General features: G+C 73.2%; 13 protein-coding genes and 1 riboswitch. Of the genes, 3 read left to right on the top strand and 10 right to left on the bottom strand.

Features of this window, described 5'->3' with window-relative positions; all coding sequences use genetic code 11:
* Nucleotides 1-88 precede the first annotated feature (88 nt).
* Nucleotides 89-709, top strand: coding sequence for a class I SAM-dependent methyltransferase (locus H5965_RS23600; protein ID WP_310972362.1), 621 nt, complete (start codon nt 89-91; stop codon nt 707-709).
* Here the strand turns inward: H5965_RS23600 and H5965_RS23595 are convergent.
* Nucleotides 706-1080 (bottom strand): VOC family protein, encoded by a 375-nt coding sequence (locus H5965_RS23595; RefSeq protein ID WP_310972360.1) that lies wholly within the window; start codon nt 1078-1080, stop codon nt 706-708. The two genes, H5965_RS23600 and H5965_RS23595, sit on opposite strands and share 4 nt — an antisense overlap.
* Nucleotides 1081-1103: 23 nt before the next feature.
* Nucleotides 1104-1967 (bottom strand): DMT family transporter, encoded by an 864-nt coding sequence (locus H5965_RS23590; protein WP_310972358.1) that lies wholly within the window; start codon nt 1965-1967, stop codon nt 1104-1106.
* Nucleotides 1968-2294: 327 nt separating this feature from the next.
* On the opposite strand from H5965_RS23590, the gene rpsT reads away from it, so the two are divergent.
* Entirely contained in the window at nt 2295-2555 is a 261-nt protein-coding gene (rpsT, locus tag H5965_RS23585) for a 30S ribosomal protein S20 (RefSeq protein WP_013228460.1), read from the top strand.
* Nucleotides 2556-2605: 50 nt separating this feature from the next.
* On the opposite strand, the gene holA is transcribed toward rpsT, so the two are convergent.
* Nucleotides 2606-3580, bottom strand: coding sequence for a DNA polymerase III subunit delta (gene holA, locus H5965_RS23580; protein WP_310972357.1), 975 nt, complete (start codon nt 3578-3580; stop codon nt 2606-2608).
* A gap of 148 nt (nt 3581-3728) precedes the next feature.
* Nucleotides 3729-3862, top strand: a riboswitch (SAM riboswitch).
* Nucleotides 3863-3875: 13 nt separating this feature from the next.
* On the opposite strand from holA, the gene thrC reads away from it, so the two are divergent.
* Nucleotides 3876-5141, top strand: a complete 1266-nt coding sequence (gene thrC, locus H5965_RS23575) for a threonine synthase (RefSeq protein WP_310972354.1) — start codon at nt 3876-3878, stop codon at nt 5139-5141.
* Between the two features lie 37 nt (nt 5142-5178).
* On the opposite strand, the gene H5965_RS23570 is transcribed toward thrC, so the two are convergent.
* The 7 genes from H5965_RS23570 to nadD form a co-directional block, all read right to left on the bottom strand.
* On the bottom strand, nt 5179-7545 hold the full coding sequence (locus tag H5965_RS23570) for a ComEC/Rec2 family competence protein (RefSeq protein WP_310972352.1): 2367 nt from the start codon (nt 7543-7545) through the stop codon (nt 5179-5181).
* 966 nt (nt 7546-8511) lie between these two features.
* Nucleotides 8512-9237 (bottom strand): ComEA family DNA-binding protein, encoded by a 726-nt coding sequence (locus tag H5965_RS23565; protein ID WP_310972350.1) that lies wholly within the window; start codon nt 9235-9237, stop codon nt 8512-8514.
* A 112-nt stretch (nt 9238-9349) separates the two neighbouring features.
* Nucleotides 9350-10219, bottom strand: coding sequence for a DegV family protein (locus H5965_RS23560; protein ID WP_310972349.1), 870 nt, complete (start codon nt 10217-10219; stop codon nt 9350-9352).
* Between the two features lie 4 nt (nt 10220-10223).
* A complete protein-coding gene (gene octT / locus H5965_RS23555; RefSeq protein WP_310972348.1) occupies nt 10224-10952 on the bottom strand; it encodes a diglucosylglycerate octanoyltransferase in 729 nt (242 codons plus the stop codon).
* A gap of 3 nt (nt 10953-10955) precedes the next feature.
* Nucleotides 10956-11570: a histidine phosphatase family protein gene (locus tag H5965_RS23550; protein WP_310972346.1), complete on the bottom strand. Its 615-nt coding sequence runs from the start codon at nt 11568-11570 to the stop codon at nt 10956-10958.
* The gene (gene rsfS / locus H5965_RS23545) at nt 11567-11962 is read right to left on the bottom strand and encodes a ribosome silencing factor (RefSeq protein ID WP_003067112.1); all 396 of its coding nucleotides are present in this window, start codon (nt 11960-11962) and stop codon (nt 11567-11569) included. Before rsfS ends, H5965_RS23550 begins: the two co-directional genes overlap by 4 nt.
* Nucleotides 11963-12022: 60 nt before the next feature.
* On the bottom strand, nt 12023-12592 hold the full coding sequence (gene nadD / locus H5965_RS23540; protein WP_242547171.1) for a nicotinate-nucleotide adenylyltransferase: 570 nt from the start codon (nt 12590-12592) through the stop codon (nt 12023-12025).
* Nucleotides 12593-12723 lie beyond the last annotated feature (131 nt).

The following is a 12723-nucleotide window of genomic DNA, read 5'->3' as shown; positions in this document are numbered from 1 at the left end:
TGGCCACCTCTATGTTCCCATGGCCCTCCGGGTGCGGGTGGGGGTCATCCCCGATGCGGGGTTCCGCGATCCGTGGTGCCCTCGAAGTATGAGCACTCCGCACCAGCCGGCACCCCCTCCCCAGCCGGAGACCAGCGGGTTCGCCCGCGTCCTCGACCGGACGTTCGGTCACCCCTCCGGCGCGCTCGGCCGCCTCGGCGGCTGGGTCATGGCCCGCGGCAACGCGGCGACCGAACACCGCGTCGTCGACCTCGCGAAGATCGAGCCGGACGAGACCGTCCTGGTCGTCGGCCCCGGCCCCGGCGTCGGCCTGGAAGCCGCCGCGCGCCTGGCCGGGCGCGCCGTCGGCGTCGACCCCTCCCTCGAGATGCTCACGCTGTGCCAGGAGCGCTGCGGCGACCGCGCCGAGCTGCGCGAAGGGTCGGCGGCGCACACCGGCGAGCCCGACGGGTCCGTCGACGTCGTCCTGAGCGTGAACAACGTCATGCTGTGGGAAGACCGCGCGGCCGGGTTCGCCGAGTTGTTCCGGGTGCTGCGCCCGGGCGGGCGGCTGCTGCTGTCCGCGCACGAGAAGTGGCTGCCCGTGACCAGGCACGTCCTGGCCGACGAAGCCGCCGCCGCGGGCTTCGCCGACCTGCAGACCTGGACCTGGGAGCCGCCGGGGTTCGCCGCGCTCGCCGCCCAGCTGCGCGCGGTCAAGCCCGCCTAGCGGGTGTCCGTGCGGATCGGGTGGCCCTCGGGCACCTCGACCAGCACGATGCGCGTGCCGTCCGGATCGGCGATCCAGGCCTCGTCGAGGCCCCACGGCTCGCGCCGGGCGTCGCGCACCGGTTCCAGGCCCTTCGCCGCGAGGTCGGCCAGGGTGCCGGCGAGGTCCCGGACCTGCAGCCAGAGCACCAGATCGGGTGACGCGCCCGCCTCGCCCGCGCCGGAGACCTCCAGCGAGCCGTGGCCGAGGAAGAACACGGTGCCGCCCGGGAACTCCCGCTCCACGGCCAGGCCGAGGGTGTCGCGGTAGAACGCCGTGGAAGCGGCGGCGTCCCGCGGGCGGATCAGCAGCCGGCTCTTCAGGATCTCCATCCGACCATCCCTACCGGACGGGCTCAGGCGGCCGCAATCGCCGCGATGCCGGACAGCACGATCACCGAGCCGGCCAGCCGCCGCACGGCGTCCCGCTCGCCCAGGACCAGCCACGCGGCGAGGCCGCCGAGCACGATGCTCAGCTCGCGGGCGGGCGCGACCAGGCTGACCGGCGCCATCGTCAGGGCGAACAGCACGAGGATGTAGGCGACCGGCGACAGCAGCCCGACGAGCAGCACCTCCCGGCGGTGCTCGCGCCAGACGCGGCCGACCTCGGCGCGCCCGGCCAGCGCGCCGGGCACGAGCAGGACGCTCTGCAGGACCGAGCCGAGGCCGAAGTAGACGACCGGCGGCACGCCGAGGCCGGTCACCGAGTGCGCGTCCCAGAGCGTGTAGCCGGCGATGACGGCGCCGGTCAGCAGGCCGTAGAAGATCCCCGCTTTGACCGCCCGCGGGTCACCCGCCTTGCGGCCGGTGCTGATCACCAGGACGCCGGCGATCACCAGGAACGCACCGAGCAGGCCGAGCGGGCCGGGCCGTTCGCCGAGCACGAGGACGGCGGCCAGCACCGACAGCAGCGGCCCGGTGCCCCGCGCGACGGGGTAGACGACGGACAGGTCCCCGACGCGGTACCCGCGTTGCAGCACGATGCCGTAGGCGATGTGCAGCACGGAGGTGACGACGGCGGCGAGCAGCCAGCTCCACTGTGGACGGTCGGCTTCGACGACGAGCTGGACGACCGTGATCGGCAGCAGCGCGACGGCGCCGACGGTGTAGTAGAGCCAGACGAACTGGGTGCCACCGGAAGAAATCCGCTTGGCGGCGAGGTTCCAGGCGGCGTGCACGACGGCCGCGACGAGGACGAGGGACAAGGCGGTGGCGTTCATCGGACCCCTTCGGGTTTTCGCGCGCGCGAAAGCCGGGTCCTCCAGGCTTTTGCCCCGTCAGATGAACGACCGGCCGTCCGGGCCCGCCGATGGTGCCGCTCGGACCAGGCCCACCGGTCCTGGTTGTGTCGAGCTGGAAGCGCGGACCGGCGACGGAACCCTAGGCACTACCGCCGTCCACCGTACTCCCGGCTCCGGACGCCCGCGGCCCGGCTGTTAGAGTGGTCGCTCGCTGCCCGTGCGGCATTCCGTCATGGAGGAAACCCGGTTTCACCGGGGCCACTTCAGCGCGGCGGCGATCTCACCGAGTGAAACAGGAGTTGCCCTATGGCCAACATCAAGTCGCAGATCAAGCGCATCACGACGAACGAGAAGGCGCGTCAGCGCAACCAGGCGATCCGGTCCTCGGTGAAGACCGCGATCCGCAAGGTCCGCGAAGCCGCCGAGGCCGGCGACAAGGCCAAGGCCGTCGAGCTGCAGCGCGACGCCGCCCAGAAGCTGGACAAGGCCGTCTCGAAGGGCGTCATCCACGCCAACCAGGCCGCCAACAAGAAGTCGGCGCTCGCCAAGCGCGTCAACGCGCTCTGAGCTGGTTGATTTCTGGGAAGGCCCCGGCTTCGGCCGGGGCCTTCTTCATGTCACCCCTTGGCCGCGGCCACCTCGAGGACCGCTCGCTCCAGCGCGTAGCCCGGGTCCGCCGCCGCGCCCTTGACCTCGGCGTTCAGCCGCGCGACCACGCGCATCGCCGTCGCCAGGCCGTCCGGGTTCCAGCCGCGGGACTGGCCCTGCGCCTTGCGGATCTTCCACGGCGGCATGCCGAGCTCGCCCGCCAGCTGGTTCGGGTTGCCCCGGCCCGCGCCGGAGACCCGGGCGATCGTGCGGACCGCGTCGGCCAGCGCGTCCGCGACCAGGACGTGCGGGACACCCAGCTGCATCGCCCAGCGCAGCGACTCCAGCGCCGCCGAGCGGTCCCCGCTGACGGCCTTCTCCGCGACCGCGAACCCGGTGACGTCGGCGCGGCCGCGGTGGTAGCGGCGGACCGCGTCGGCGTCGACGGTCCCGCCCGTGTCCGCGACCAGCTGCGTCGCCGCCGAGGAGAGTTCCCGCAGGTCGGAGCCGACGGCGTCGAGGAGGGCGGCCACCCCGGCCGGGTCGATCTTGCCGCCCACCCGGCGCACCTCGTGGCGCACGAACTGCTCCCGCTCGGCCGGTTTGGTCAGCTTCGGGCACTCGGTGACCTCGGCGCCGGCCTTCTTCAGCGCGGCCGGGAGCGACTTGCCGGCCTTGCTGCGGCCACCGCCGGTGTGCACGACGACGAGCACGACCCCGTCCGCCGGGTCCTTCAGGTAGCTCGCGACGGCGTCGGCCAGCTCCTGCGAGATGTCCTGCGCCGACTCGAGGACGATCACCCGGCCCTCGCTGAACAGCGACGGGCTGACCAGTTCGGCCAGCTCGGGCGCTGTGAGATCGGACACCCGGACGCGGGTCAGCTCCGCGGTGGGGTCCGTCGCGCGGGCGGCGGCGAGCGTCTCGCGGACGGCCCGCTCGATCAGCAGTTCTTCCTCCCCCAGCACCAGCTGCAGCGGGGTCGGGGCGGTGGCTTGCGCGGTCACCCGGGAATCCTCTCACTTGCGCTCCGATGCCCCCGCTCCGGTGATGTCGGGCGGCCACCGTGGCACGGCGCGAGCGCGATGTCGTACGGTGTAGCCGAGGCAGCCCGCCCCGGACGATCCGGCGTGCGCGGCACCGACAACCGAATACCGCTCATCCAGAGGGGCAGAGGGAACGGCCCGACGAAGCCCCGGCAACCGGCGTACAGCCCGTCATCCCGCGATCGCGGGGTAGCTGACGACCACGGTGCCAATTCCGGCCCGCTTCGGCGGGGCAGATGAGGAAAGGAACCTCGCGATGACCGCCACCCTCGGCACGACCTCCACCACGAAGACCCCGGATCTCGGTCCCGCCGTCGAACTGGTGTCGAAGGAAGAGGGCCACCGGCAGCCGCTCGCCCCGGAGTTCGTCTCCGCCGAAGACTTCTCGCCGCTCGAGGTCGCCTACGACTTCGGCCGCGTCCGCCGCGAGGACATCGAGGCCGGCCCCAAGAACATCTGGCGCTACAAGAAGCTCCTTCCGGTTCCGTCCAACGTCGAAGAGATCCCGAACACCGAACCGGGCGCGACGCGGCTGGTCCGCGCCGACCGCCTCGCCAAGGCGCTCGGCCTCAAGCGCGTGTGGGTCAAGGACGACACCGGCAACCCGACGCACTCGTTCAAGGACCGCGTCGTCGCCGTCGCGCTGGCCGCCGCCCGCGAGTTCGGGTTCGAGGTGCTCGCGTGTCCGTCGACCGGCAACCTGGCCAACGCGACGGCCGCCGCCGCGGCCCGCGCCGGCTGGCGGTCGGTCGTGCTGATCCCGAAGACCCTCGAGCGCGCCAAGATCCTCACCACCGCGGTGTACGACGGTGACCTCCTCGCCATCGACGGCAATTACGACGACGTCAACCGCCTCGCCACCGAGCTCGCCGGCGAGCACCCGAAGTGGGCGTTCGTCAACGTGAACGTCCGGCCGTACTACTCGGAGGGCTCGAAGACGCTGGCCTTCGAGGTCGCCGAGCAGCTCGGCTGGCGCATCCCGCCGCAGATCGTCGTCCCGATCGCCTCCGGTTCGCAGCTGACCAAGGTGGACAAGGGTTTCCGCGAGCTGGGTCAGCTCGGTCTCGTGGACGCCAGCCCGTACAAGGTGTTCGGCGCGCAGGCCACCGGCTGCTCGCCGGTCTCGGCCGCGTTCCGCGAGGGCCACGACGTGGTCCAGCCGGTGAAGCCGGACACGATCGCCCGTTCGCTGGCGATCGGCAACCCGGCCGACGGCCCGTACGTGCTCGACATCGTCAACCGCACCGGCGGCGCGATCGAGGACGTCTCCGACGAAGAGGTCGTCGAGGGCATCCGCCTGCTCGCCCGCACCGAAGGCATCTTCACCGAGACGGCGGGCGGGGTCACCGTCGCCACGGCGAAGAAGCTGGTCGAGACGGGCAAGCTGGACCCGGACGCCGAGACGGTCCTGCTGATCACCGGCGACGGCCTCAAGACCCTCGACGCGATCGAGAACCACGTCGGCCCCAAGGCCACCCTGCCGCCCTCGGCCGCGGCCGTGAACGAGGCCCTCGGCTACTGAGCTCCGGCCGGGGCGGGCTTCGGGCCCGCCCCGGCACTCAGCGGCGCGGCGGGCCGCGCGGCTCGCCTCGCCGGACTATCGCCGTTCCGGTGACCACCGCGGTGTCGCCGTCCAAATCGGTGCGGGTGACTCGCGCGCCGAGCGCCACCAGCGTGTCCACTGTGGACTTGCTGGGGTGGCCGTACGTGTTTCCCGCCCCCACGCTGACCAACGCCACCCGCGGGGCCACCGCCGCGAGGAACGACGGCAGCGAGTAACGGCTGCCGTGATGGGGCACCTTCAGCACCTCCGCCTTCAGATCTCCGATGTCGGCCAGCAGGTCCGCCTGCGCGGCCAGTTCGACGTCGCCGGTCAGCAGGACCCGCCCGGCCGTGGTTTCCGCTCGGAGCACCACCGAGCTGTTGTTGATCGTCGTGCCGTCCTGCGGCCCGTCTTGCCGCGCCGGTACATAACGGGGACCGAGGACGTCGAGCGCCAGGCCCGGCCAGTCCAGCCGCTCCCCCGGGCTCAGCTCGACCAGCGGCACTGCCCGCCGACCGGCCTCGGCGGCGACCTGGCGCCACGCCCACCCCGGCGACCGCCCGGGGCCGACGGCGATCGCACCGACCGCGCGACCGTCGAAGACCGAGGCGAGGCCGCCGATGTGGTCGGCGTGCAGGTGGCTCAGCACCAGCAGCGGAACCCGGTCGACCGCCAGCCGGTGCAGGCACTCGTCGACCGGCCCCGGCTCGGGCCCGGCATCGACGACGACCGCGCGCCCCGGCTCGGCGGTCGCCAGCACGACCGCGTCGCCTTGGCCGACGTCGCACTCGACCATCGCCCAGTTCCGCGGCGGCCACGTCGGCGCCACCACCCGGACCGGCACGAACACCAGCAGCGCACCGGCGACGAGCACGGCCATCAGCACCCGCACCTTCCGGTGCCGGACCGCGAGCGCCAGCACCGCCAGGACGGTGGCGGCCAGGAGACCGCCCACCCAGCCGCCGGGCCAGGCGATGACCGCGCCGGGAGCCCGGGCACCGTGCCGGGCCACCGCGATCAGCCACCGGGCCTCGGGGTCGGCCAGGTGCACCAGGAGTTTCCCGGCGCCCGGCCACCACGGACCGGTGATCGTCGCCAGCACGCCGAGCACCGTCGCCGGGGCCACGACGGGCGCGGCGAGGACGTTGGTCAGCACCGAAACCAGGCTCACCGACCCCGCCATGCCCGCGAGCACCGGCGCCGTCACCAGGAAGGCCGCCAGCGGGACGGCCAGCCCTTCCGCGAACCCCGGCGGGATCCCGCGACGGACCAGGGCACCGGCCCAGCGCGGCGCGAGCAGGACCAGCCCGCCGGTGGCGCACACCGACAGGGCGAAACCGAAGTCCGTGGCCATCGCCGGATCCGCCACTACCAGCAGGCACACCGCAAAGGCCAGCGCGGGCAGTGCCGAACCACGGCGTCCCAGCGCCAGGGCCAGGAGTGCCACGGCCGCCATGACGCCGGCGCGCAGCACGCTCGGCTCCGGGCCGACCAGGACGAGGAACCCGGCCAGGCACGCCCCGGCCGCGGCGGCCGACAGCCGGGGGCCGAGCCGGAGCAAGCGCAGCAGGAGCAGGACCGCCCCGCAGACGACAGCGAGGTTGCCCCCGCTGACCGCGGTGAGGTGCGCGAGGCCGGCGGAGATGAACTCCTGCTCGACGCGAGGGGACAACGCGCTCGTGTCGCCCAGCACCAGGCCTGGGAGAAGACCTGCGGGTTCGTCCGGCAGGACCTGGCACAGGTCGTGGAGCCCGGTGCGCAGCTCGGCAGCAGCCCGCTGCCACCACGGTGAAGGGCCTGGGTCGGCCGGTGGGCCGCGTACGGACAGCACCGCGACGGTCAGGTCCGAGCCGCGCGGCGGCATCAGTAGGCCGCTCGCGGTCACCTCCTGGCCTGGCAGCAGGGACGTCCACTGCTCGACGGGGGCCAGCAGGAGGACGCGGCCGGACGAAGGAACCGGCCGTCCGTCGACCGAGGCAGTGCGGACGTCGGCCGCGAGGACAACCGACCGGGCGCCTGCTTGGCGGTCGGCGTATCCAGCGCTACGCACGGGTTTCGGGCGCTCGGCGACGACGACTCGCAATGCGGCCGGCAGGCCTTCTGCCGTGCGGAGCTCGTCACGTTGGGCGTCGCGGATTCGCCAAGCGACCGGGCCGGCGGCAAGGAGGCCGAGGATGAGGAGGGCCGCTACCGCGTCGCGTGCCCGGGGGTGGTTGCGGGCTCGCCACAGGACGAGGCCGGCGATCATTGTGGTGGCCAGGCCGGTCGCGACGGCCGTCCACCAGCCGAGCAGCAAGCCGGCCAGCGCTGCCAGCCAGCAGGCCGCTGCCGCCGGGACGAGCCGCATGTCCTGGCGGGTGTCGGTTGCTGGGAGGGTGGTCATTCTGGTGTCACCTCCTGCGTGACGGCGAACATGGGCACACCGCTGGTGCGTGCTGTGGTGAACCGGGAGCGCGGTGCCCGGGACGGTGGTCATCCGGTGGCCACCGCCCGCGAGGGAGCCGTCTCGGCCACACCGTCGGCGCCGGCCATGGCAGCCGGGTACAAGGCACCGTGCTCATCGGACCGCCACCTTCCGAGAGCATGCGAGCGGACCGCTTCCGAGAAGCACCGGCACCCGGCCCGCTGCACCCGCCGGTCCACGGGCGGTGTGGATTCGTCGATCGGCGCTGTCGATGCGGGTGGGCGGCGAGCCGCCGCTCGAACGAGCCCACGCGACCGCAGAGCCGCACGCCCTGCCGAGTGCCGGCGACAGGAGGCATCCGTAGGACTGCCATCTCGCAAAGGAGCGAGCTGACCGCTCCCGAAAGCACCGGCACCCGGCCCGCTGCACCCGCCGGTCCACGGGCGGTGCGGGTTGGTCGACCGGCGCCGTGGATGCAGGTGAGCGCCGAGCCGCAGCCTGAGGACGAGCCACGCAACCGGAGAGCCACACGCCCTGCCGAGTGCCGACGACAGAAGGTACTCGTCGGACCGCCACCCCCGAAAGCATGCGAGCGGACCGCTTCCCAGATGCACCGGCAGCCGACCCGCGAGCGGTGCGGGTTGGTCGACAGGCGCCGTGGCTGCAGGTGAGCGGCGAGCCGCAGCCTGAGAACGAGCCCATGCGACCGGAGAGCCACACGCCCGGCCGGGTGCCGGCGACAGCAGGCACTCATCCGATCGCCCGCCCAAAAAAAGCGAGCGAGCCCGCGGATGACCGGCCTGCCGCATCCGGCCGCCCGTCGGCGGCTCGGCTTGTCGGACGAGACCGGCGACGCCGCGCTGGGGTGTGGGCAGGCGGCGAGTCGCTGGTTGAGGCCGGAGTCCGCGCCGCCGGTGGGGTGGGGGCCGGGTACGGAGAAGGTGGTCATCCGACCGTCACCTGGTCTCGCAAGCGGGCGAACTTGCTCTCTCCGATGCCGTCGATGTCCCGCAGCTGCTCCACCTTCGTGAAGCCGCCGTGGTCTGTGCGCCACTGGACGATGCGCTTGGCCATCACCTCGCCCACTCCCGGGAGGGTGTCCAGCTGGGCGGCCGAGGCCGTGTTGAGGTCGACCTTTGCGCCGGCCACTGGGGAGGCCGGGTCCTGGTCCGGGGGCGGTGGTGGTGCCGGGACGCCGACCGCCAGCTGCTCGCCGTCCGCTACCTTGCGGGCGAGGTTCAGGGTGGCCAGGTCCGCTCCCGGCTCGGGGCCGCCGGCCGCGCGCAGGACGTCCGCCACGCGGGCGCCCTGCGGCACCGTGACCAGGCCCGGAGACCGGACGCGGCCGATCACGCTGATCACCAGGCCCGGCGGGGGTGCCGCGCGCACCTCGGCCGCCGGTTTTGCGGTGGGCAGTGCGGGCGGGGGCTCCGGCGGCGGACCGCCGCCCGCCAGCCCGACCGCGCCCAGGACGATCGCCACCACTGCGGCGAGGACGCCGGCCAGTGCCCACCGGCGGCGGCCGGCCGTGGCCGGTCCGCCCGGCAGCCAGCGCCGGATCAGCCGGCCGCCCGGGCCGACCGTGCTCGCATCGGGCGAGAGCTGGTCGGCCAGCCAGGAGAGCCGGTCGTTGACGGGTGAGCCCGGATCCCGGGCGGACTGCTCGAACACACGATCGACGTTAGGGGGCGTGGGGAGGGGTGCGACAGGGGTGGTGGGGCGTCCTGTGGACAACCGGGGTGTTGTGGATGGATTGCCGGTGGCGCGCCCGGGACCTGGTGTTTCAATCCTGCGGGAGTGTGGCGCGCGGGACCGTCCGCTGGACGACCACCCCCAGCACCCCGGGACCCGTGTGCGCCCCGATGACCGCGCCCAGCTCGGAAACCACGCACCCCGCCGAGCGCGGCACCGCCACTTCGAGCCGGTTCGCCAGCTCGACCGCCCGCTCCGGCGAGGCCAGGTGGTGGACCGCGAGCTCGACGTCGTCTTCGGCCGCTGCCTGGGCCGCCAGCTCGACCAGGCGCGCGACCGCCCGGTTCATCGTGCGGACCTTCTCCAGCGGCAGGATCCGGCCCTCGGACATGTGCAGCACCGGCTTCACCGCCAGCGCCGTGCCCAGCAGCGCCGCCGCGGGGCCGATCCGGCCGCCGCGACGCAGGTGGTCCAAGGTCTCCACGACGAACAACGTCGACGAGCAGCCGGCCGCCGTCACCGCGGCGGCTTCGACGGCGGCCGCCGAAGCTCCCTCGCTGGCCGCCGCAGCGGCGTGCAGCGCCGCGAACCCGAGCCCCATCGCCGTAGTCCGCGAGTCGACGACGCGGACGCGGTCCGGCCCCACCTCTTGCGCCGCCAGCACCGCCGCTTCCCAGGTGCCCGACAGCTCGCGCGACAGGTGCACCGACACGATCGCGTCCGCGCCGTCGGCGAAGGCGGCCTGGTACTCCTTGACGAATTCGGTAGGCGTCGGCCGCGACGTCGTGACGATCTTCCGCTGCTTCATCGCCTCCGCGACCGCCGCCGGTCCGGTCTCGACGCCGTCGAGGGACACTACGCCGTCGACCAGGACGTGCAGGGGCACCACCCGGACCGCGTGCCGTTCGGCGAAGCCCTCCGGCAGGTGGGCGGTGGAATCCGTGACTACGGCGACCGACACGCCGTCAGCCTACGTGGCCGGGGGCCAGCACCGGCGCCAGCAACACGGACATCGCGTCGCCCACCGCGGCGTGCCCCTTCCAGCCCCAGTGCATGCCGTCCGGATTGCCCTCGCCGCCGAGGACGTGCTCCCCCACCACGGCTTCCAGGTCCAGCAGCGGAACTCCGGCCCGAGCACCCCAGGCCGCCATGGCCGCCGCCGCGGCCGGGCGCGCCGTGTGCACGCCGCCGTAGGCCGCGGCGCGGTGGACCGACGGCAGCCAGCCGAAGATCGGCAGCTCCGGCCGCAGGACGCGCAGCGCGCCCACGGCGGTGTCGAGGTACTGCACGGTGAGCTTGGCCGGCAGCACCGCGGGCCGGCCGCGCAGCGCCACCGCCAGCCGCGGTTGCGCCGCGAGGTAAGCCTTCCGCACGACGCGCCGCACCGGGTCGGGCCGCAGGTAGCGCAGCCCGGTGCGCAGGTAGGTCGGCAACGGCGAGGGCAGCGTGTCCATGCTGCCGATCGCGAGCACGACCGCGTCGACGTGGTGCAGGTCGGCCCAGACGCGCGGGTCGCCGGTCAGCGACCACCAGGCGTCCCGGGCGTTCCAGCCGATCCCCGCCACCAGGTCGGCGGTGCCACCGAGAGCGGCGGCCGCGACGTTGGGCCACAGCCGCGGCTCGTCGGCGGCGCAGGGTCCTTCGGGACCGTGAAAGCTCAGCGAATCGCCGAACACCAGCAGGCGCGGCCCCATCGGCTAGCCGTGCATCCCCGCGTTGTAGGCGTGCAGCCGCCACTTCCCGTCGCGACGCCCCAGCTCGACCCAGTGGCAGTTCGAGATGCCACCGAACGACGGCCAGGTGCCGACCGGCAGCTCCAGCAGGCGCGCGGTCAGCGCGATGATCAGCCCGCCGTGCGCGGCCAGCAGCACGGTTTCGCCCACCGCGGAATTGGCCTGCTGCAGGTCCGTGACGACCTCGACGGCGCGCTCGGCGACGTCGACCCGGCTCTCGCCGCCCGGCGGGGCCCAGGTCGCGTCGGTGCGCCAGCGGTCGCGTTCACCGGGGTAGGCCTTGTCGACCTGCTCGCCGGTGAGGCCCTGCCATTCGCCCAGGTGCGTCTCGCGCAGCCGCTTGTCGATCCGGAGGGGGACGCCGATGGCGTCGGTGAGTACGGTGGCGGTGTCGGTGGCCCGGCGCAGGTCGGAGGCGATGACGAGGTCCGGGGAGAAGCGGGCCAGTGCGGGCACCGCGAACCGGGCCTGGTTCCAGCCGCGCGGGGTCAGCGCCGAGTCGAGGTGACCCTGCATCCGCCCGGCGGCGTTGTAGTCCGTCTCGCCGTGCCGCCAGAGCACCAGCCGCCGCGGGCTCACGGGACGTCCGGGTCCTCGTCGGCGGGTGGTTCCTCCAGGCCGGCCACCTCGATGCGCGGGCAGTCCTTCCACAGCCGCTCGAGGCCGTAGAACGTGCGCTCTTCGACGTGCTGGACGTGCACGACGACGTCGACGTAGTCGAGCAGGACCCAGCGCCCTTCGCGGGCGCCTTCGCGGCGGACCGGCTTGTGGCCGCTCTCCCGCAGTTTCTCCTCGACGTTGTCGACGATCGCGCCGACCAGGCGCTCGTTGGACGCGGAGGCGATGACGAAGGCGTCGGTGATGACGAGCTGTTCGGACACGTCCAGCACGACGACGTCGCTGGCCTTCTTGTCCGCCGCCGCGTGGGCGGCCGCTACGGCCAGCTCTCGAGCCTCGGACGTGGCTGCCACAGTGCTCCTTTTCCGGATCGGGTTCGCCCGAGAAGGGTACCCGCAGGCACCGGCGGTGGTTCAGTCGCTCTTCCGGTAAAGGTCCTTTTTGGCGATGTAGCGGACGACGCCGTCGGGCACGAGGTACCAGACCGGCTCCCCGCGCTCGACCCGATCGCGGCAGCCGGTGGACGAAATGGCCATCGCGGTGACCTCGACGAGGCTCACCTTGCCGCTGGGCAGGTGGTGGGAGTTGAGCCGGTAGCCGGGCCGCGTGACGCCGATGAAGTGCGCGAAGTCGAACAGCTCGTCGGCCTTGTGCCAGGTCAGGATCTGCTCGAGCGCGTCGGCGCCGGTGATGAAGAAGAGCTCGTCTTCGGGGTATTCGGCGTGCAGGTCGCGCAGCGTGTCGACGGTGTAGGTCGGGCCGCCGCGGTCGATGTCGACGCGGCTGACGGAGAAGACCGGGTTGGACGCGGTCGCGATCACCGTCATCAGGTAGCGGTCCTCGGCCTTGGTCACCTCGCGGGCGGTCTTCTGCCACGGCTGCCCGGTGGGGACGAAGATCACCTCGTCGAGCCCGAACCGGGACTGGACCTCGCTGGCCGCGACGAGGTGGCCGTGGTGCACGGGGTCGAAGGTGCCGCCCATGACCCCGATCCGCCGTGGTGACATGACCGGAGAGCCTATAAGGCCGGACGCCGGGAAGCCGGGTGCTCTTCGCCACCCCGCCCGACCGGGCAACAGGTGTGAATCAGGTCACATTACAGGCCGTATCGGTC

Origin of the sequence: Amycolatopsis sp. 505, from assembly GCF_031625235.1 — a bacterium.
Lineage (GTDB): Bacteria > Actinomycetota > Actinomycetes > Mycobacteriales > Pseudonocardiaceae > Amycolatopsis.
Note: the sequence above shows the minus strand (reverse complement) of the source record. Positions and strands in the feature narration are given on the sequence as shown.